The organism is Kitasatospora sp. NPDC059817 (assembly GCF_042731835.1).
In the GTDB taxonomy this organism is placed as follows: Bacteria; Actinomycetota; Actinomycetes; order Streptomycetales; family Streptomycetaceae; genus Kitasatospora.
Map to the genome: position 1 here is coordinate 1 of NZ_JBHWIR010000087.1, position 20,428 is coordinate 20,428.

Here is a 20,428-nt window from a genome sequence, read left to right on the forward strand (position 1 = left end):
CTGGGCGGGGGCGTGCGGGGGGGGTGGTTGACGGTGTTGCTAGGGTCTCTCCTCGGGGGGTCGGGCGCGCCGGGGCCGGGGGGGGCGGCGGCGGGGCGGGGCGGCGCCCGGCCCGCGGCGGCGCGGCGGGAGGGTGTGGACACGCAATTCCGGGCGGACGCCCGCCGGGGCGTCCGCCGTCGAGCACGATAGCCGCCCGGCGCGGGCGCGGCTACGGTCCGTGCGCCCGGCCCGTACGGAGGGTTGCGCGTTCCGGCCGTCGCGCGGGGCGCGCACCGTGTCTCCGCGCTCCGTCCGGGACGGTGTCAGACCGCGTGGTACCGGCCGGTGCGGGACTCCCAGTACAGGTAGCCGGCGAGCCAGGTGACCAGCCCGTCCGCGTACCGCTGGGCGATCGTCCGTTCGACCCGGGAGAGCCCCAACTCCCGGTAGACGTCCGGCAGTCGGCCGTGCAGGTCCCGGCACCGCTCGACCATCAGCTGCGCCTCCTCCAGCACCACCGCGCAGGCCTCCTCGGCCGAGCAGCGGCGCTCGCGCTGGACGATCATCACCAGGTTGTTGACGTCGCCGCGCGGGGCCTCCAGCGGGAACGACCGGACGTCGTTGCTGAGCGAGGGGATGTCGGCTGCCAGCTGGCGCAGTTGACGCAGCACCGGGTGGTGCAGGACGGCGGCGGGCACCTCGAACTGGCCGAGGCGTTCGACCATGTCGAAGATGGTCTCCATCGCCGCGGTGCCTCGTCTGAGCACCAGGTAGCCGTCGCGGTCGGGTGGCCGGGTGGAGATGCGGCCGGCGGCCTCGGCGGGGTGACTGGCCAGGTACCACTCCCAGTTGTACGCGGCGCGGGCCTGCCAGCGGGCGGGCATGCCGCGCACGCTGCGGTCCCAGAGGTCGGCGAAGGCGGTCTCGACCGGCGAGTCCTGGTCGGGGCGGGCTCCGTGCAGGACGGCGATCAGCCGCTCGCAGATGGGGGCGACCTCCGTCGGGCGGCGGCCGAGCGGGCCGTCGAACTGGTCGTCGAAGAGGAAGTAGAAGCCCATCAGGTCGGCGGCGAGGGAGAGTTCGTCCGGGCCGGTGTCGGGGTAGCCGAGGGCGGCGAGGTCGACCACGTCCCAGTGGGCGTACCCGGGGTGGTCGACGTCGGGGAGCAGCGGGTGGCGGACCAGCCAGTCACGGTGCAGCGCGGTGGCCTGCGGTCCGTGCGGGCTGCGACGGTGCGGGAACGGAATCTGAAGTGAGGTGTCGTCAGACATCGGACTCCCGGTGCGGCGAAGGGTGGGGGTACTAGTGGTTCGAACGTTGGGTGTGGGGGGAGTTGACGCGGCGAGGCTTCCGGGGAGAGGGTGATAGCGAAAGATCATCTTCGCCTCGCGGGCCGTAGGGTATCTGATGTAATGATCGGACGTTAGGGGTATAGGGCAATTGCCCTTGGCAAGGCGTCCGAACCCTCACCGTCCGCCCCAGCCTGCGCGAATGCCCCACAGCGAGTGCCACGCAGCGCTAACCTCGGCTCCACGGGCAGTGATGCGAGCAGCGACACGGGCTGTGACGCGAGTGGCGAGGCGGAGGCACGACGGTGACCGAGCAGGACAACGAACTTCGGACGGGATCAGGTTCCGGCCGGGACGGCGACAGCACCTCGCCGAGGGTCAGGCTGCGCGACCGCGACGCCGAACTCCGCTCCGTCGAGACGGCCGTCGACAAACTCTGCTGCGAATTCGCGGCCGGCGGCACCGAGATCGGCGAACTGCTCGCCTTCTCCGGCCGCCCCGGCATCGGAAAGACCAGCCTGCTGCACGAGGTCCGACGGGTCGCCAAACTCCGCGACCGCGCCGAGGTGTTGTTCGCCCGCGGCGGCGAGCGCCAGTTCAACGAGCCCTACCACGTGCTGCGCCAGCTCCTCCAGCCCCTCCTCACCAGCCTGCAGCCCGACGAGTTCCGCCAGGTCATGGGCACCTGGGAGGAGGTCGTCGGACCGGCCATGGGCCTCAAGCGGCCCAAGGCCGGCGCCCGCCGCCTCGACCCCCAGGGCGTGCGCGACGGCCTCGACTACGTCCTCACCCAACTCGCGCCGCGCCGGGCCCCGTTGGTCATGATCGTCGACGACCTGCACTGGGGCGACCACGAGTCGCTCTCCTGGCTCACCCAGTTCGCCGTCCGCTCCCGCGAACTGCCCGTCCTGCTCGTCTTCGCCTTCCGCGAGGACGAGAACGACTGGCCGACCGAGATCCAGCAGCACCGCAAGGCCGTCCTCGGCCTCGCCACCAGCAAGCACGAACTCAACCGGCTCTCGCTGGTCTCCGTCACCGACATGATCCGCGCCGAACTCGGCGACAAGGCCGAGGACGCCTTCTGCTACGAGTTCTGGAACGTCGTCAACGGCAACCCCTTCGAAGCCGTCGCCCTGCTCGACCAGGTCCGCGACCAGGACCTCGAACCGGTCGAGGAGAACTCCCAGCAACTGCGCGAACTCGCCGTCGACGCCACCGGAATGACCCTCAAGAGCTGGATCGACCGGCTCGGCTCCGGCACCCTGCGCTTCGCCTGGGCCTGCGCGATGCTCGGCACCGACATCCGGGTCGACCTCGCCACCCGGATCTGCGCCCAGACCACCGAGGGCGCCCGCGACGCCATCAAGCAGCTGCGCAAGCAGCGCGTGCTCACCCAGACCCCCAACGGCAACCTGGAGTTCGTCCACCCGTTGATCGGCAGCTCGATCTACAACACCATGCCGGAGGCCACCCGCACCGGCATGCACGGCGTCGCCGCCGCCGAGATCGAGAACGCCGGACTCGGCCTGCTCGCCGCCTCCCGCCACCTCGTCGAGACCTTCTCCGGCGAGGGCGACGACAAGACCGTCCGCAAACTGCGCCGGGCCGCCGTCGAACACCTGCTGATCGGCGCCCCCGAAGCCGCCCAGCGCTGCCTGCACCGCGCCCTCAACGAACCCCCGGCCGACGACATCCGCGCCGAGGTGCTGTACGAACTGGGCTGCTCCGCCCTGCTCACCGACCCCGTCGCCACCGTCAACCAGCTCAAGCTCGCCCTCGACCCCGACGAGGGGCCGCTGCGCCCCGAACTGCGGGTCGACGCCACCTTCCGGCTCTCCGAGGTGCTCGCACACAGCGGCGAACTGCGCCAGGCCGCAGTGGTCTGCCAGGACGAGGCCGAGCAGACCGCCGACCCGGCCGGCCGACTCCGGCTCCAGGCCGCCTCGTTCATGTGGCACGCCTTCCGCAAGTCCGAGGACGACGGGCCCGGCCGATCCACCCGGCTCGGCCTCATGTGCGACGGCCTCAGCACCCGCGACGCCGCCGACCGGGCCGTCCTCGCGATGCGCGCCTGGGACCTCACCCTGCGCGGCGCCCCCTCCGCCGAGGCGCTGACCTACGCCGACGCCGTCCTCGACGCCGGCCGCCTGCCCAAGGGACTCGGCTGGACCGACAGCACCTGGGGCTTCGAACTGCCCTCCATGCTCGGCCTCACCTACACCTACAACGACCGCATCGCCCAGGCCGAGCGGCTGTTCGCGGACGCCATCATCCAGTTCGAGGTCGCCGGGTGGAGCGGTGCCCACCGGGGCTTCGCGTACTTCCTGATGGGCCTCGCCCGCTTCCGCCGCGGCCTGCTCGCCGAGGCCGAGGACTTCCTGCGCCGCGCACTGCGACTGTCCGAGCGGATCGGCCCCAAGCTGCCGCTCGCCTGGGACGCCGTCGGCGTCCTGGTGGACACCCTGCTCGCCCGCGGCCGGACCGAGGAGGCCTGGGAACTCGCCGTCGAGTTCGGCTTCCACCCGCCGTACCACACGACCGCGATGGTGCTGCCCGACGCGCCCTCGCTGTACGGCAAGCTGCTGATCGCCAAGAAGCGCTACGCCGGGGCGGCCGCCGCACTCACCGAGGCCGGCGCCCAACTGGAGGCCCGCGGCTGGCACAACACCGTCTGGGCGCCCTGGGCCGGCCACCTCGCCATCGCGATCGCGGCCGACGAGCCCGACCGCGCCCGCGAGTACGCCCAGAAGGCCGTCCAGGACGCCCGCACCTTCGGCACCGCCTCGGCGATCGGCACCGCGCTGCGGCTGAACGCCCAGATCGAGGACGGCCAGCAGGCGGTCGAGCTGCTGGAGCAGGCCGTGATGTACCTCGGCCAGTCGCCGGCCGGGTACGAGCACGCCGTCGCGCTGGTCGACCTCGGCGCCGCGCTGCGCCGGGTCGGGCGGCTGGAGGACGCGCAGGAGTACCTGTACCAGGGCATCGAGCTGGCCCAGCACTGCTCGGCCGAGGGGCTGGTCGACCAGGCGCGGCGGGAGCTGGCCAACTACGGCCTGCGGCCCAACCGGCTGGGGCTGCGCGACTTCCGGGAGACGCTCAGCCAGCCCGAGTGGGAGGTCGCCAACCTCGCGGTGCAGGGCGTGCCGCCGCAGCGCATCGCCGACGAGCTCGGCGTGCACCTCAGCCTGGTCAACCGCCGACTGGCCGCGGTCTACCGCAAGGCGGGCAGCGGGCCGGACGGCCTGGCCTCCGCCCTCGGGCTGCCGACGCAGCCGCGCGGGGCCGCCCGGCCGGGGGCGGAGCCCGAGGAGGCGTAGCCCGCGGTGGCAGGGAGGCGTGGGCGGCGGGTGCCCGGGCGGCGCGCGGAGGCACGGGAGCGCTCCCGGGGCGGTCGCCGTCGTCAGGGCGTGTCTGACGATTCCCGCCGGGCGCGAATTGTCAGACACGCCCTAGGCTGACGCAGACGTGGGGGCGCCGCGGCGACCCCCTGGACGGACCCGGAACCGGGGCGGTCACGGCACCCCGCGACCGCCAGTGAGGAGCAGGCCATGGCGAGCGAGGCCACCAGCGTGCGGCACGAACCCCTCGACCCCTCGGGCGCGGGCGCCGCGATCGAGCGTTGGACGCTCTCCGCCGGCCCGTACGAGGCGAGCGTGCTCACCCTCGGCGCCACCCTGCACACCCTCACCGGCCCGGACCGCGCCGGGCGCCCCGCCCAACTGCTGCTCTCCACCGACCAGCTGACGCAGATCCTCGGCCCGGCCCGGCACTACGGCACCGTGGTCGGCCGGTACGCCAACCGGATCGACGGTTCCAGGGTCACCATCGACGGCGAGGAGCACCCGCTCGCCCCGACCGGCGGCGGCATCACCATCCACGGCGGGCCGGACGGCTTCGCGCAGCGGATCTGGGAGGCCGAGCGGATCGAGGGCGGGGTGCGGCTGCGGTTGCACAGCCCGGACGGCGACCAGGGCTTCCCCGGTGCGCTGGACATCACCGTCTCCTACACCCTGGACCCGGCCGGCGAGCTGGTGATCGCCTACCGCGCCGTCACCAGCAAGCCGACCGTGGTCAACCTGACCAACCACGCGTACTTCAACCTTGCGGGTGAAGGGAACGGCGACGTCCTCGGCCACCTGCTCACCCTCGACGCCGACGCCTACACCCCGGCCGACGAGCGGCAGATCCCGTACGGGCGGACCGAGCCGGTGGCCGGCACGCCGTTCGACTTCACGGTGGCCACGCCGATCGGCAAGTCGGTGCACGACGACCACCCGCAGCTGGCCGGGCCCGGCGGCTACGACCACAACTGGGTGCTCCGGGCCCGGCCGGCCGACGGCAGCCCGGCCCGGGCGGCGCTGCTGGAGGACCCGGTCAGCGGGCGCACCCTGGAGGTGCTGACCACCGAGCCGGGCGTCCAGGTCTACACGGCCAACAAGTTCCAGGGGGCGGTCACCGGCGCGAGCGGTGTCCCGTACGGGCCGTTCGCCGGGATCGCGCTGGAGACCCAGCACTTCCCGGACTCCCCGAACCACCCGGCGTTCCCGAGCACCGTGCTGCGGCCGGGGGAGGAGTTCCGCTCGACCACCGTGCTGCGGCTGGGCGTCAGCTGAGCGCTCCGGGCACGTCCGGGGTGAGGTCCTGCTGGAGGTCCCGTGCGAGGTCCCGGCGCATGCAGAGCCGGGGCCAGCGGTCGAGACCGTGCTCGGCCTCCTTGCGGCGGATCTCCCGCAGGCCCGGGGTGAGCTCGTGGTCGGCGAGCGGGCGGAAGCCGCAGCGGGCGTAGTAGGGGGCGTTCCAGAGGACGTCGGCGAAGGTGGTGAGGGTGAGCGCGGGGGCGTCGGTGCCGGCCGCGAGGTGTTCGATCAGCGCCCGGCCGATGCCCCGGCGGGCGTGGTCGGGGTGGACCGACACCTGTTCGATGTGCAGGGCGCCGTCCACCGGCTCGGCGAGCAGGTAGCCGGCGATCGGACCGGGACCGGGACCGGGTTGCTGGGGCAGGTCGGTTCCGTGGGGCAGGTCGGTCGCGTCGGGGACGGCGACCAGGGCGATGCCCGCGTCCAGGTAGTGGGCCAGCTCGTGCGGGGCCGGTGGTTCGTCGTCGGCGATCTCCGGCATGCCGATCGCGGCGAAGGGGGCCCCGGCGGCCCGCTCCAGTTCGCACAGCAGCGGCAGTTCGTCCCTCATGGCGGCTCTGATACGCATGCGTTCAGTCTGCTGCAAGCGGTTTTCGGCCAGGGATGGTGGTTCTCTCGGCCATCCGGTATCGGCTCGAAGCGGGAGAACCCGGACATTTGGCCGCACTGTCAACTACCGTGCGGCTACGTCCAGGACACGTGGGCGTAACGATCGCTGTTTCTTGCAGAAACTTGCTGCAAGGACTTTCCGTCGCTATTGCACCGCTGTTAACTTCCTTCCGAGCCCGACGGCAGCAACGGTGCAGTCGGCACGAGGCAGCCATTATGCGCCTGTCTCCGAAGATCTCGGGCACCCCCACCCTCCCAAGGAGTTCTCATGCGGCGTGGCATCGCGGCCTCTGCCCTCGTTGTGGCCCTCGCGGTCTCGATGGCTGCCTGTGGCAGCAGCGGCTCCAGCTCAAACGGCAAGGCCGACGGGCCGGTCACCCTCACCTACTGGGACACCTCGAACGCCACCAACGAGGCGCCGAACTACCAGGAGCTGGTCAAGAAGTTCGAGGCCGCCAACCCGAACGTCAAGGTCGACTTCGTCAACGTCCCGTTCGACCAGGCGCAGAACAAGCTCCAGACCGCCATGGGGGCCAAGGGCGCTCCGGACGTGTTCCGCTCCGAGGTCGGCTGGACCGCCGCCTTCGCCAAGGCCGGCTACCTGGAGCCGCTCGACGGCACCCCGGCCGTCGCCGACACCTCCGCCTTCCAGCCCAGCCTGATCCAGCAGGCCAAGTTCGACGGCAAGCTGTACGGCGTGCCGCTGGTCACCGACACCCTGGGCCTGCTCTACAACAAGGAGCTGTTCGCCAAGGCCGGCATCACCGACGCCCCCAAGACCTGGGACGAGCTGAAGACCGACGCCGCCGCGCTCAAGGACAAGGCCGGTGTCGACGGCTTCTGGCTGAAGGCCGCGGACGGCTACTACGCGATGCCGTTCCTGTTCGGCGAGGGCACCGACACCGTCGACGCCGCCGGCAAGAAGATCACCGTCACCTCGCCGGAGGCCGTCAAGGCCATCGAGACCTACAAGACGATGTTCACCGCGCCCGGCATGGCCAAGGCCGACGTCACCACCGACGCCTACGCGCACATGATGGACGCCTTCAACAACGGCAAGGTCGCGGCCATCGTCCAGGGCCCGTGGGAGATCACCAACATCTACAAGGGCGCCGCGTTCGCCGACAAGAACAACCTCGGCATCGCGCCCGTCCCGGCGGGCTCCAGCGGCAAGTCCGGTGCGCCCACCGGCGGGCACAACATCTCCGTCTACGCCGGTGCCGACCAGGCCCACAAGGCCGCCGCCGAGAAGTTCGCCGCCTTCATGACCTCGGCGGAGAGCCAGGCCTTCATCGCGCAGAAGAACTCCACCCTGCCGACCCGCTCCGACGCCTTCACCGCCGACGTCAAGGCCGACCCCGGCATCGCCGGCTTCCAGGCCGTCCTCGGCAGCGCCAAGCCGCGCCCCGAACTGCCCGAGTACAGCTCGCTGTTCTCCTCGCTCGGCACCAACCTGGGCAAGGCCGTCCAGGGCACCGGCACCCAGGACGCGCTGAACACCGTCGCCACCGACTACGCCAAGCTGCTGCCGGGCTTCGCCAAGTAGTCGCCGTCGGCCGTCCGGGCCGCCGCCGCGCCACCCCCCGTACCGCAGGTGACGCCCGCGCCCCCCCCCGGCACCACCCCTCCCGACCCCCCGCTCGACGGCTGCCGCCCCCCCGGGCCCGGCCGCCCGCCCCCCCCCCCCCCCCACTCCGCCGGGCGCATGTCGGACCCGCCGCCCGGCCACCCGGCGGGCCCGGCGGCCGGACCCGCTCCCCCCGAGACTTCCCCCCGAGAAGGTGTCAATCGATGTCAGTCGCCGTGCAGGGCGCCACCGGCAAGGGCAGCCCGGAGCGCGAGCAGCGTCCGGGCCTGCTGGAACGCGTCAAGCGCTCCTACGCCAAGCACTGGTACGCCTACGCGATGATCGCCCCCGTGGTGCTGGTCCTCGGTGCCCTGGTGCTCTACCCGCTGGTCCAGGGCCTCTGGCTCACCCTGACCGACGCCAACAGCCTCAACGTCGCCCGCAAGATCGGCGTCAACGAGATCCCGGCCAGCTACAACTTCGTCGGCTTCCACAACTACGCCGACATCCTGTGGGGCCCCGGCTCGTACGACCGCTTCTGGTCCCACTTCGTCTGGACCATCGCCTGGACGGCCATCTGCGTCTTCCTGCACTACACCCTCGGCCTGGGCCTCGCCCTGCTGCTCAACAAGAAGCTGCGCGGCCGCGCCGTCTACCGGATGCTGCTCATCCTGCCCTGGGCCGTGCCGACCTTCGTCACCGTCTTCTCCTGGCGACTGATGCTGTCCGACGGCGGTGTCGTCAACAGCATGCTCGGCTTCCTCCACTTGCCCGAACCCGGTTGGCTCACCGACCCGTGGGCGCAGAAGTCCGCCGCGATCCTGGTCAACACCTGGGCCGGCGTGCCGTTCATGATGATCTCGCTGCTCGGCGGCCTGCAGTCGATCCCGGCCGAGCTGTACGAGGCCGCCGAGATGGACGGCGCCACGCCGTGGCAGCGCTTCCGGTACGTCACCCTGCCCGGGCTGCGGGCCGTCTCCTCCACCGTCGTCCTGCTCGGCGTGATCTGGACGTTCAACCAGTTCAACGTCATCTTCCTGCTCTTCGGCACCGGTGCGCCCGACGCCCAGCTGCTGGTCACCTGGGCCTACCGCCTCGGCTTCGGCCAGATCCCCCGGGACTACGCGCAGTCCGCCGCCTACGGCGTGATCCTGCTGTCCATCCTGATCGTCTTCACCGCCTTCTACCGGCGCTGGCTCGCCCGCAACGAGCAGGCCAACGGCTGAGGCCCCGGACCCAGTTGACCCACGAAGGCAGGTACCCCCGATGAGCACCACCACCGAACTCCCCACCCCCGCGGCGGCCGTGGCCCCGGCCGCCCGGCCGGTCAAGGCCCGCCGGCGCGGCGAGAGCAGCCCGCTGGTCAGGGCGCTGTCCCACGGCACCCTGATCGTGGCCGGCCTGATCGCGCTGTTCCCGGTGGCGTGGATCCTCTTCGTCTCGCTCGGCCCGGACAAGACCGACTACCTCCACCCCGGCGCGATCCTCGACAAGCTCACGCTGTCGAACTACCACCACGTGCTGTTCGACACGGACTTCTTCACCTGGTTCGGCAACGCCCTCCTGGTCTCCGGCGTCACCACCGTGTTCGGCGTCCTGGTCGCCGCCACCACCGGCTACGCCGTCTCCCGGATGCGCTTCCCCGGCCACCGGCCGCTGATGTGGTCGCTGCTGGTCACCCAGATGTTCCCGATCGCGGTGCTGATCGTGCCGATGTACACGATGCTCTCCGACCTCGGCCTGCTGGACAGCTACCTGGGCCTGATCCTGGTCTACTCGACCACCACCGTGCCGTACTGCGCCTGGCTGCTGAAGGGCTACTTCGACACCATCCCGGTGGAGATCGACGAGGCCGGCCGGGTCGACGGGCTCAGCCCGTTCGGCACCTTCTGGCGGCTGGTGCTGCCGCTCGCCCGCCCGGGCCTGGCGGTGGCCGCCTTCTACTCCTTCCTCACCTACTGGGCCGAGGTGCCGTTCGCCTCCACCTTCATGCTCAGCTCCGACAAGTACACGCTGGCCGTGGGCCTGCAGACCTTCGTCAGCGAGCACGACGCCCAGTGGAACCTGATGGCCGCGACCGCCGTGCTGATCGCGATCCCGTCGGCAGCCTTCTTCTACCTGGTGCAGCGCCACCTGGTCACCGGTCTGACCGCCGGTGCCTCCAAGTCGTAACGCTCCTCGCTCCTCTAGTCCCCAAGGGATACCGTCCATGACCCAGAACCTGGCCGACACCTCCCGGCCTGCCGCCGACGCCGCCGCCCACGAGGCGGTCACCCCGGCTCCTGTGACTGGCGGCGCCTCCAGAGGCTGGTGGCGGGACGCGGTCATCTACCAGGTGTACCCGCGCAGCTTCGCCGACTCCAACGGCGACGGCATGGGCGACCTGCCCGGCATCCGCAGCCGCCTGCCGTACCTGCGCGACCTCGGCGTGGACGCGGTCTGGCTCTCGCCGTTCTACGCCTCGCCGCAGGCGGACGCGGGCTACGACGTCGCCGACTACCGCGCCGTGGACCCGATGTTCGGCAGCCTGCTGGACGCCGACGCGCTCATCCGGGACGCCCACCAGCTGGGGCTGCGGATCATCGTCGACCTCGTCCCCAACCACTCCTCGGACCAGCACGAGTGGTTCCAGCGCGCCCTGCGCGAGGGCCCCGAGTCCCCGCTGCGCGAGCGGTACCACTTCCGCCCCGGCAAGGGCGAGAACGGCGAACTGCCGCCCAACGATTGGGAGTCCATCTTCGGCGGCCCGGCCTGGACCCGCAGCGAGAACCCGGACGGCACCCCCGGCGACTGGTACCTGCACCTGTTCGCCCCCGAGCAGCCCGACTTCAACTGGGAGAACCGGGCAGTCGCCGACGAGTTCCGCTCGATCCTGCGGTTCTGGCTCGACATGGGTGTCGACGGCTTCCGCATCGACGTCGCCCACGGCCTGGTGAAGGCCCCCGGCCTGCCCGACCTCGGCGGCGCGGACCAGCTCAAGCTGCTCGGCAACGACGTCATGCCGTTCTTCGACCAGGACGGCGTGCACGAGATCTACCGCAGCTGGCGCAAGATCCTCGACGAGTACCCGGGCCAGCGGATCGGCGTCGCCGAGGCCTGGACCCCGACCGTCCAGCGCACCGCCAACTACGTGCGCCCCGACGAGCTGCACCAGGCCTTCAACTTCCAGTACCTGGGCACCGGTTGGGACGCCGCCGCGCTGCGCGAGGTGATCGACGTCTCGCTCGACTCGATGCGCCCGGTCGACGCCCCCACCACCTGGGTGCTGTCCAACCACGACGTCACCCGGCACGCCACCCGCTTCGCCAACCCGCCCGGCCTCGGCACCCAGATCCGCACCCCCGGCGACCGCGAGCTCGGCCTGCGCCGCGCCCGCGCCGCCACCCTGCTGATGCTCGCGCTGCCCGGCTCCGCGTACATCTACCAGGGCGAGGAACTCGGCCTCCCGGACGTCACCGACCTGCCGGACGAGGTCCGCCAGGACCCGTCGTTCTTCCGCAAGGCCGGGCAGGACGGCTACCGCGACGGCTGCCGCGTCCCGATCCCGTGGTCCGGCACCGAGGCCCCGTACGGCTTCGGCCCGGTCGCCGGCGGGCCGTCCTGGCTGCCGCAGCCGGCCGAGTGGGCCGCGCTGAGCGTCGAGGCGCAGACCGGAGACCCGGCGTCCACCCTGGAGCTGTACCGCAGCGCGCTCGCCGTCCGCCGTTCCCAGGACGACCTCGGCGCCGGGACGGCCGTGGAGTGGCTGGAGGGCCCCGAGGGGACCCTGACGTTCCGCCGCGGCTCCTTCGTCTGCACCGTCAACGCCACGGACGAGCCGGTCCGGATAGCGGCGCCCGGAAAGCTGCTGCTCTCCTCGGTGGAGCTGGTGGTCGACGGCGGCGAGACGGTGCTCGCGCCGGACAGCACCGGCTGGTGGGCGGTCTGACGTGGTTGCAATAGGCTCTGGGACCGTGACTACGGCGCGACTCTCAGACATCGCGGCGCAGGCGGGGGTCAGCGAAGCCACCGTCTCCCGCGTACTCAACGGCAAGGCGAACGTCTCCGCCGCCACCCGGCAGACCGTGCTGGCGGCGCTCGACGTGCTCGGCTACGAGCGGCCGACCCGTCTGCGCCAGCGCAGCGCCGGCCTGATCGGGCTGATCACGCCGGAGCTGAGCAACCCGATCTTCCCCGCACTGGCCCAGGTGATCGAGCAGGTGCTCAGCCGGCACGGGTACACCCCGGTGCTGTGCACCCAGACGCCGGGCGGGTCCACCGAGGACGAACTGGTCGAGATGCTGGTCGACCGGGGTGTGGCGGGCATCGTCTTCGTCTCCGGGCTGCACGCCGACTCCACCGCCGACCACGACCGCTACGCCCGGCTGACCGGGCGCGGGGTGCCGTTCGTGCTGATCAACGGCTACAGCGAGCGGATCGACGCGCCGTTCATCTCGCCGGACGACCGGGCCGCGATGTGGATGGCCGTCCAGCACCTGGCCGAACTCGGGCACGAGCGGATCGGGCTGGCCGTCGGGCAGCGGCGGTACGTGCCGGTGCTGCGCAAGATCGAGGGCTTCACGGCGGCGATGCGCGAGGTGCTGGGACGGAGCCAGGAGGAGGCCGAGGAACTCGTCCACCACACGCTGTTCAGCGTGGAGGGCGGGCACGCGGCGGCCGGCGCACTGCTGGACAAGGGCTGCACGGCGATCGTCTGCGGCAGCGACATGATGGCGCTCGGGGCGATCCGGGCGGTGCGGCAGCGTGGACTGTCGGTGCCGCACGACGTCTCGGTGGTCGGCTTCGACGACTCGCCGCTGATCGCCTTCACCGAGCCGCCGCTGACCACGATCCGCCAGCCGGTCGAGGCGATGGCGACCGCGGCGGTGGACGCGCTGCTGGAGGAGGTCGGCGGGAACGCGGTCCAGCGCGGGGAGTTCATGTTCCAGCCGGAGCTGGTCATGCGCGGCTCCACGGGGGCCTGCGCGCGCTGAGGACGGTCAACGGACGGGCCCCGGAGAGCTGTTGCTCTCCGGGGCCCGTTGCGTGCCGCCCGGGTGCCGGGTCAGCCCTCGTGGTCCGTGGGGCGGCTCTCGGTGAGCCGTTGGCCGTCGGTGGCGTCGCCGGTGCGGGTCTCGGTGCGGCGGCCGCGGGCCAGGTAGTCGCGCAGGACGAGTTCGACGGCGTCCTGCGGGTTCTTGGTGCCGGAGAGCATCATTGCGTCGATCGCGAGGTTGGCGTCGAGTGTGACGGTGACCTGGGCCATGGTGACTCCTCCTCGGGTGCCGGAGCAGCAGCATGCCCGCTGGGGGCGGGCTTTGACCATGGCCCCGGGCGGTCCTGCCCGGCGGCCTGCCGGCGGCCTTCCTACGGCGCCGGGCGACCGCCGGGGCGGGCGGAGGCTGACAGATAACAGATGATGAAATCTGTTATCTGAAATCTGTTATCTGTCAGCCGTCAGTTGTCAGCTGTCACCCGCGGGTCGTGCTCAGACCCGGCCGGCGAAGTCCGGCGCCCAGTTGGCGACGGTCTGCAGGCGCACGCCCGAGCTCGGGTTGGCGGCCTCGACGTACTGGCCGCCGCCGATGTAGATCGCGACGTGGTAGACGCCGGAGTTCTGGCCGTTGTTGGACCAGAACAGCAGGTCGCCCGCCTGCAGGCTGTCCAGCGAGACGCGGGTGCTGGCGGCGGCCTGGTCGGCGGCGACGCGCGGGACGGAGACACCCGCGGCGCGCAGCGCGGCCTGGGTCAGGCCGGAGCAGTCCCAACCGCCGTTGCCGGTACCGCCGTAGACGTACGCCTGGCCGACCTTCGACTGGGCGAAGGAGACCGCGGCGGCCATGCTGCCGGTGGCGGCCGGGGCCTGAGCGGGGGTCTGCGCCTGGGCGGCCGGCTTGGAAGCCGGCTTGGCGGCCGGGGTCGAGGTCGGGGCCGGGGCCTGCGGCTGGGCGGTCGGCTTGGCGTTCACGGCGGCGCCGTTGGAGGTCTGGCCGGACTTCTGCGAGCGGTCGAACCAGGTGAAGTCCGAGCCGGACTGGTCGGTCTGAGCCGACTGCTGGGCCTGGCCGCCGTCCTTGAACGAGAGGCGCTGGCCCGGGTAGATGGTGTCCGGACCCTCGGTCAGGGTGCCGCGGTTGAGCTCGTACAGCCGCTGCCAGCCGCCCTGGAGGTTGTGCTTGTCGGCGATCGAGGACAGCCAGTCGCCGGAGGCGACGGTGTAGTCGTCGCCCTGGGGCTGGGCGCTGTTCTGGGCCTGGTTCTGGCCCTTCTGCGCCGAGGTGCCGTTGGCGGAGTCGGCGGGGGCCTGTGCCTGGTCCTGGGCCGGTGCGGCCGGCTTGGCGGGCTTCGCGGCCGGGGTGGCCGGGGCCTGGCTCTGCGCGGGCTTGGCGGCCGGGGTGGCCGGCTTCGCGGCGGGCTTGGTGGCGGTCGAGCTGGCAGCCGAGCCGGTGGTCGAGCCGGCCGAGGTGTCGACGGCAGCCGCGGCGCCGCCCTTGGTCAGGCCGGCCTGGACCGAGCACACCGGCCAGGCGCCGGGGCCCTGCGAGGCGAGGACCTTCTCGGCGACGGCGATCTGCTGGTCCTTGGTGGCCTGGTTGGCCTGGGGGGCGTACGCGGTGCCGCCGAAGGCGGCCCAGGTGCTGGAGGTGAACTGCAGGCCGCCGTAGAAGCCGTTGCCGGTGTTGATGCTCCAGTTGCCGGTGCTCTCGCACTGGGCGACCTTGTCCCAGGTGGCGACGGAGGCGGCGGAGGCGGTGCCGGAGGTGAGGCAGGGGATGGTGAGGCCGACGCCCGCGACGCCGATGGCGGCGATCACGCGTCGGGTACGACTGGACAGACGGGTGCCGTTGGTGGGCAGCATGAAGACGCAGTCCTCTCCCACGCCTGCGAGGTGAGCTGTCGGATTCGGGCTGGAGTTGCCCGGCCGCGCTGTGGGCGCGGCTTCACCCCTAGCCCTGGATCGTTCCGGGGAACGGTCCGGGGCGACTTACCTGTGGGTCCCCCGCTCCTGCCGTGGTGCGTTTTCGCGCTGCCAGGACATCCGACGGCAGGACTCGGCGTCGCGGATGAACTGGGTTCGTGTGGCCACGAACGGGGAGCACGTTAAGCAGACTTAAGTTCAAACTGCAAACACCTGTGACGCGCATCACGGTTTGGCGAGAACGGTCGTTCCCCTCGCTCGCCATGATCGAAAATGGCCGATTTCCGGCAATGCCGCGAAGGGCGTGCACAACTGTCTGTGCTTCAGGAGGCGGGTGACGGCGGGTCGGGTCCCCCGGGGGCCGCCCGCCGAGAAGGAGGTGCGTCCACACTGTGGCCGTCGGGGGATGGATCGAGCGACGGCGAACAAATGCGGATAGAACGGACATCGCACCCATTCGCCCTTTAACTCCCTTACGGGACAAGCAGGAAGGGCCCGGAACGGCTACGTTCCGGGCCCTTCACGCGTGCGGTGACCGCTACTGGCCGGCCGACTCCTCGGTGGCGGTGCGAGCGGCGTGGGCGGCGTGACCGCCCCGGCCGGAGTGGTCGGCGTGCGCGCCCTCGGCGGTCTCCGCCGCCTCGGCCTCGGCCTGCGCCAGGGCCTCGGGGGAGGGTGCCGGCAGCGCGGCCAGGTAGGTGGCGGCGATCAGCTGGCCGACCGTCGGGTAGGCGCCCAGCGGCGCCGCGGACGGGCAGCCGGTCTCCTCGGCGGCCGTGGCGAGCAGTTCGGAGTCGGCCTCCGGCCCGATCACCAGCGGGGCCAGCGCCGGGCGCTGGGAGCCGGTCTCCTTGAGGTGGTTGACGGCCGCGGCGACCGAGCCCGGCACGTCGAGCGCGGCGGGCACGACCGGGACGGCCAGCCGGGCCGCCAGCAGGACACCGGTGATGCCGGCCGCGGCAGCGGCCTCCTCGCCGCCGACGGTGGTCAGCACGACGCCGTCCGCGGCGGTCGCGATGGCGAACAGCCGGGCCCGGTCGGCGCGTGCCAGGCCGGCCTCGGACAGGCGCACGTGCACGGCCTCGGCGAGCAGCGGGTGCGGGCCGAGCACGTCGGTGACGGGGGCTCCGTACTCCGCGGCGAGGGCGTGAAGTTCGGTCAGGAATCCGTGCGGGCCGGGTACCAGCGGCACCAGGACCGGCGCGGGCAGGCCCGCCTCGGCGGCCATGGCCAGCAGTTCGGCGACGGTGCGGTCGTCACTGTCGACCCCCTGGGCGGCTTCGCCCGGGAGGTAGCCGACGGCGGTCTGGATGCCGCTCTGCTCGCTGCGGACGATCGACAGCAGCTCCTCGACGACCGAGCGGGACTCGGGCCCGGCGGTCGCGGGCACGGCGAGCACCAGGGCCGGGGAGCCGGCCGGGATCTCGGGGCGCTCGGGGCGGCGGTGGCGCCCCCGCGCACGGGAGCCTGGAGTGCGGACGGGCAGTGGCGCGCCCGGGATGGCTGCGGTGCTCATGCCGGAGATCGTAGGACATCGGCCCGTCAGGCCTGCATTCGGCTGCCGTTCGAGTTTCACGTGGTCATGGCGGGTGCGTCGCGTTCCCGCCGTGTCCGTCCGGGTGGTTTGCCCGCAATCCGGACATATCTCACCCAGCCTTCGAGCGATCACCGCTCGTAGCCCTGACGTGTCCGACGGGGCGTCGAGTTGCCTGTGTGGCGCGTGAGATGTCTCACAGCCAGGAGGTCGCCTGACGGAGCGTCACGGCAGCGCGACTCCGGGCGTCTGAAGATCAACATTCAGCGGGGAACCGCTCACGGCCGGTTATCGAGAATCTGGCGATTCACTCGGCTATGTCCGTTTACGTACCGTCAGGAGAAGGGCCCGTGAAGAGTTCGGAACTGCCGGTGAAAGGCCTCGTGCACCTGCAATGTCCCGTGCTGATGCACGTGCACAGCAGCTATCATCGCGTCAAGTGAGGCGTTGTGCCGGGCCGGTACGGGGCCGGTCCGTTCGTTCGGCGGGTGCCGGGAGCGCCGCGCTGGACGACCACTCCGGAGCTCTTCGGGAGATTTCTATGCACGACTCGCAGGACACGCACGGCTCGTACGACACCTACAACGGGATGGCGGCCGCCGACCTCAAGGGGGTTCTCTGGCAGAAGAGCCTGCACAGCAACTCCCAGGGGAACTGCGTCGAGTTCGCGGCCCTGCCGGGGGGCGATGTGGCGATGCGCAACTCGCGCTTCCCGGAAGGGCCGGCGCTCATCTACACCCGGGCCGAGATCGCCGCCCTGCTGCTGGGGGCCAAGGACGGGGAGTTCGACCACCTGGCGGTCTGACCGGCCGCCGTCCTGCCATCGGGGGGCCGTCGTGGGTGCTGACACCGCGACGGCCTTTGTCTTTTCCGGGGCCGGTCCGGGGCCACGCGACGGGCGTTCTCCCGACGGGCGCTCTCGCGGCCGACCGCGCGCAGGCGCGGCGGGTGGTCCCGCACACGGTTGGGGGCCCGGACGTGGACGGGGGGCGGGCCGCCGGGGTGTCCGGCCGTCAGTCCGGCCGGCTCGTCCGGGGGGCCGACCCGGCAATCGTCGTGGGAATCGTCCTGAGGACTGAGCCGGAGCCCGTGGCGCACCCGCGCCAGGCCCGTCGAGCCGCCCCGCGGAGCCCGGGGTGCGGTCCTCCCGGGGCCTCCCTCGGCCGGCCGCGCGCCGCCTGGCGCTAGGCCGAGCGCCGGTGCCGTCCACCGAGTTCGGAACCGGTGGCCGGCTCCGCCTCGAACAGGGCCCAGACCACCTTGCCGCTGCCCAGCGGGTGCCAACCCCAGGAGCGGCTGAAGGACTCCACCAGGTGCAGTCCGCGGCCGGACTCGGCGACGAAGTCCGCCTCCCGGGCGACCGGGCCGATGCAGCTCGGGTCGCTCACCGCGCAGACCACCTGGGGAGAGCGGTGGACCAGGCTTATTCGGATCGGCAGCCGGCCCTCGGGGGTCGGCTGTATGGGAAAGTCGTACTCGCCCTGGGCGCCACCCGCAGGGTCGGGTCGTGCGCCGATCGCATGCCGCAGTGCGTTGGTCACCAGCTCCGAGGCCACCAGCGCGACGTCGTCGAACAGCTCCATCAGGCCCCAGCGCTGAAGAGAGGTTCTGGCGAAGTCGCGCGCGGTTCTGACGGCTTCGAAGCGAGGAGCGAGCGTACAGGTGACCACATGGGGGTCAACCGCCAAAGCCGTACCGGTGCTCATGAAGAGCTCCTCCCATAAGGGGGCGGACACGGCTGGACCCGCCGGGGTCATGCCGGTCACCTCCGACTCGCTCGGCCGCTCGGCCGCCCCCTCGACCAGCGCGCGCGCACACGATCCCCCGGTGGCGCGGGGGAACGCTGCCGGGTCGGTGCACGGAGTCGCGCGTGGGGTCGACGCGGAGCCCGCGGGATTGCCAGGGATGTGCAGGTGCACGTGCACCATGGTGGTGTGCGCTCACTGCAGATGCAAGAGTCGATTCACGTGCAGTCGCACTATTGGCATATGCAAGCGCCGGATGCACGTGCATCCTGGTGTGTGGAGTGTGGAACTGATAGGAACATCCGTCAGTATCGGCACCGTGAGCGCTCAACTGATGGCAGACTGTGCGCTGTTTGCCCTAGGTGGAGGTTTCGACCGCATGACCACAGTTCAGCCGGGCGGCGGCTCGATGGTCCGCCGGATCCTCCTCGGGTCTCAGCTGCGTCGCCTGCGTGAGACGCGCGGCATCACGCGCGAGGACGCCGGCTACGCGATCAGGGCCTCGGAGTCCAAGATCAGCCGCATGGAACTCGGCCGCGTCAGCTTCAAGGAACGCGACGTCGCCGACCTGCTCAGCCTCTACGGCGTGGACGACGGCCTGGAGCGGGAGGCACTGCTCGGGCTGGTCCGCGAGGCCAACAAGTCCGGCTGGTGGCACAGCTTCAACGACGTGCTGCCGGGCTGGTTCCAGACCTACGTCGGCCTGGAGGAGGCCGCCCAGCTGATCCGCACCTACGAGGTGCAGTTCATCCCCGGACTGCTGCAGTCCGAGGAGTACGCACGGGCGGTTTTCGGACAGAGTCGGCCGGTCGTCAGCGAGGAGGAGATCGAACGGCGGGTCAGCCTCCGCCTGCGTCGCCAGAAGCTGCTGACCGAGGGCGCCAGCCCGCGGCTGTGGGCCGTGATCGACGAGGCCGCGCTGCGCCGCCCCGTCGGCGGGCCCAAGGTGATGCGCGGCCAGGTGCAGTACCTGATCGACGTCGCCGAGCAGGCCAACGTCGTGATCCAGGTGATGCCGTTCCGATTCGGCGCGCACGCGGGGGAGTCCGGGGCGTTCACGATCCTGCGCTTCCCTGAACAGGACCTCGCGGACGTCGTCTACCTGGAGCAGCTCACCAGCGCGCTGTACCTCGACAAGCGGGACGACGTCGACGCGTACATCCAGGTCATGGAGCGGCTCTGCGTGGACAGCCTCACGCCCGAGCGGACCGTGGACCTGCTGGCCTCGATCCTCAAGGAGCGCTGAAAGGAGCTCTGAGGGGAGCTCTCAGCAGAGCGTACGGGTCCGGCGGCCCGCGATCGGCCGCCCGGGCACCGAGCCGCCGTCCACCCGCCGTCAGCCGCGGGCCGGCGGCCGTTCGCGTTCCGGCGGCAGTGCCTGCGGCGGGGTGCCCAACTCCCAGGGCAGGTCGTAGCGGCGGAACAGGTCGGCCCGGATCAGCGCCAGCGGGAGTTCGGCGCCCGGCAGCAGCACCCCGATGCAGCCGCCCATCAGCGCGCTGCGCAGCACCGCGTGCTCGGCGGCCGGGTCCGGCGCGCCCCAGTCGAGCAGCAGGCCCTGGAGGATGGCGCCGAGCTGCTGCTGCTCCGGGTCCTGGACGAAGGCGCCGGAGTCCGGGTCCAGGATCAGCGCGAGGTGCGAGCGCATCACCCGCGGATGCTCCAGGGCGAGGGTGAGGACCGCGTCGATCGCGCGGGCCAGCCGGGCCGCCGGTGTGGCGTCCGGGGTCAGCTCGGCGAGCGCGCCGGAGAGCGACTGGTGCATCATCCGGTGCGTCGCGGACTGCATCAGCAGCCGTTTCCCGTCGAAGTAGTACGAGAGCAGGCCGCGCGCGAGCCCGGCCCGCTCGGCGATGTCGGTCAGCGTGGTGCCCGCGTATCCGTGCCGGTCGACCAGTTCGACGGTGGCTCGCATGATGCGCCGACGGGAGCGTTGCCGCATCTCCTCATTGACCGAATCCCCGCGAGGTGCCATCGTGTCTGCTCCGAACGTTCGTTGGCTCCGGGCCAATATACTGGCGGAGCCGGTAGTCGCACCGTGAAACCGCGCGCCGGTGGGCGCCGCGCCGGCGCCCCGGGGGAACACCGGGGGGGGGGGCGCCCCAACAACCGCGCTGGTTTGCGGGGGGGGGCGTGGCGGGGCGGGGGGGGGGGGGGGCGGGCGGGG

Annotated in this window: 16 protein-coding genes and 1 riboswitch; of the genes, 9 read left to right on the top strand and 7 right to left on the bottom strand. The window is 71.8% G+C overall.

All coding sequences use genetic code 11. From position 1 onward, the window contains the following. Positions 1–305 precede the first annotated feature (305 nt). Positions 306–1,253 carry a terpene cyclase gene (locus ACFV61_RS19725; RefSeq protein WP_363377243.1) on the bottom strand — a complete coding sequence of 316 codons (948 nt, stop codon included), beginning with the start codon at positions 1,251–1,253 and terminating at the stop codon, positions 306–308. A gap of 323 nt (positions 1,254–1,576) precedes the next feature. Between ACFV61_RS19725 and ACFV61_RS19730 the strand changes: the two genes are divergently transcribed. Together ACFV61_RS19730 and ACFV61_RS19735 are read left to right on the top strand one after the other, a co-directional pair. Next, positions 1,577–4,588 (top strand): ATP-binding protein, encoded by a 3,012-nt coding sequence (locus tag ACFV61_RS19730; protein ID WP_380492949.1) that lies wholly within the window; start codon positions 1,577–1,579, stop codon positions 4,586–4,588. A 231-nt stretch (positions 4,589–4,819) separates the two neighbouring features. Then, on the top strand, positions 4,820–5,884 hold the full coding sequence (locus ACFV61_RS19735) for an aldose epimerase family protein (protein ID WP_380492951.1): 1,065 nt from the start codon (positions 4,820–4,822) through the stop codon (positions 5,882–5,884). Here ACFV61_RS19735 and ACFV61_RS19740 read toward each other — a convergent pair. Continuing rightward, positions 5,877–6,476 carry a GNAT family N-acetyltransferase gene (locus ACFV61_RS19740; protein ID WP_380492953.1) on the bottom strand — a complete coding sequence of 200 codons (600 nt, stop codon included), beginning with the start codon at positions 6,474–6,476 and terminating at the stop codon, positions 5,877–5,879. The genes ACFV61_RS19735 and ACFV61_RS19740 overlap by 8 nt on opposite strands. 309 nt (positions 6,477–6,785) lie before the next feature. Here ACFV61_RS19740 and ACFV61_RS19745 point away from each other — a divergent pair, with 309 nt between their 5' ends. The 5 genes from ACFV61_RS19745 to ACFV61_RS19765 all read left to right on the top strand — a co-directional run bounded on the left by ACFV61_RS19745 (position 6,786) and on the right by ACFV61_RS19765 (position 13,057). Next, entirely contained in the window at positions 6,786–8,063 is a 1,278-nt protein-coding gene (locus ACFV61_RS19745; RefSeq protein ID WP_063350123.1) for an extracellular solute-binding protein, read from the top strand. A 245-nt stretch (positions 8,064–8,308) separates the two neighbouring features. After that, positions 8,309–9,310, top strand: coding sequence for a carbohydrate ABC transporter permease (locus ACFV61_RS19750; RefSeq protein WP_063350124.1), 1,002 nt, complete (start codon positions 8,309–8,311; stop codon positions 9,308–9,310). A gap of 40 nt (positions 9,311–9,350) precedes the next feature. Further along, entirely contained in the window at positions 9,351–10,256 is a 906-nt protein-coding gene (locus tag ACFV61_RS19755; RefSeq protein ID WP_380428901.1) for a sugar ABC transporter permease, read from the top strand. Positions 10,257–10,293: 37 nt separating this feature from the next. Further along, positions 10,294–12,012 carry a glycoside hydrolase family 13 protein gene (locus ACFV61_RS19760; protein ID WP_079136041.1) on the top strand — a complete coding sequence of 573 codons (1,719 nt, stop codon included), beginning with the start codon at positions 10,294–10,296 and terminating at the stop codon, positions 12,010–12,012. Positions 12,013–12,037: 25 nt separating this feature from the next. Beyond that, positions 12,038–13,057: a LacI family DNA-binding transcriptional regulator gene (locus ACFV61_RS19765; RefSeq protein ID WP_208869121.1), complete on the top strand. Its 1,020-nt coding sequence runs from the start codon at positions 12,038–12,040 to the stop codon at positions 13,055–13,057. A 71-nt stretch (positions 13,058–13,128) separates the two neighbouring features. Here the strand turns inward: ACFV61_RS19765 and ACFV61_RS19770 are convergent, their stop codons facing one another. The 3 genes from ACFV61_RS19770 to ACFV61_RS19780 all read right to left on the bottom strand — a co-directional run bounded on the left by ACFV61_RS19770 (position 13,129) and on the right by ACFV61_RS19780 (position 16,498). Beyond that, positions 13,129–13,329, bottom strand: a complete 201-nt coding sequence (locus ACFV61_RS19770) for a hypothetical protein (RefSeq protein ID WP_063350127.1) — start codon at positions 13,327–13,329, stop codon at positions 13,129–13,131. Between the two features lie 222 nt (positions 13,330–13,551). After that, complete coding sequence (locus ACFV61_RS19775) at positions 13,552–14,943, bottom strand: transglycosylase family protein (protein ID WP_380345364.1); 1,392 nt, start codon at positions 14,941–14,943, stop codon at positions 13,552–13,554. Continuing rightward, a riboswitch (cyclic di-AMP (ydaO/yuaA leader) is annotated at positions 14,930–15,090 on the bottom strand. Its footprint overlaps the gene before it by 14 nt. Before the next feature lie 430 nt (positions 15,091–15,520). After that, complete coding sequence (locus ACFV61_RS19780; protein ID WP_063350129.1) at positions 15,521–16,498, bottom strand: hypothetical protein; 978 nt, start codon at positions 16,496–16,498, stop codon at positions 15,521–15,523. Between the two features lie 559 nt (positions 16,499–17,057). Here ACFV61_RS19780 and ACFV61_RS19785 point away from each other — a divergent pair. Further along, positions 17,058–17,321 (top strand): DUF397 domain-containing protein, encoded by a 264-nt coding sequence (locus ACFV61_RS19785; protein ID WP_063350130.1) that lies wholly within the window; start codon positions 17,058–17,060, stop codon positions 17,319–17,321. A gap of 379 nt (positions 17,322–17,700) precedes the next feature. Here the strand turns inward: ACFV61_RS19785 and ACFV61_RS19790 are convergent, their stop codons facing one another. Continuing rightward, entirely contained in the window at positions 17,701–18,222 is a 522-nt protein-coding gene (locus tag ACFV61_RS19790; protein WP_244293511.1) for an ATP-binding protein, read from the bottom strand. 418 nt (positions 18,223–18,640) lie between these two features. Here ACFV61_RS19790 and ACFV61_RS19795 point away from each other — a divergent pair, with 418 nt between their 5' ends. Beyond that, the gene (locus ACFV61_RS19795) at positions 18,641–19,507 is read left to right on the top strand and encodes a helix-turn-helix transcriptional regulator (RefSeq protein ID WP_063350131.1); all 867 of its coding nucleotides are present in this window, start codon (positions 18,641–18,643) and stop codon (positions 19,505–19,507) included. Between the two features lie 90 nt (positions 19,508–19,597). On the opposite strand, the gene ACFV61_RS19800 is transcribed toward ACFV61_RS19795, so the two are convergent. Continuing rightward, positions 19,598–20,176 (bottom strand): TetR/AcrR family transcriptional regulator, encoded by a 579-nt coding sequence (locus tag ACFV61_RS19800; protein WP_244293512.1) that lies wholly within the window; start codon positions 20,174–20,176, stop codon positions 19,598–19,600. Positions 20,177–20,428: the final 252 nt, after the last annotated feature.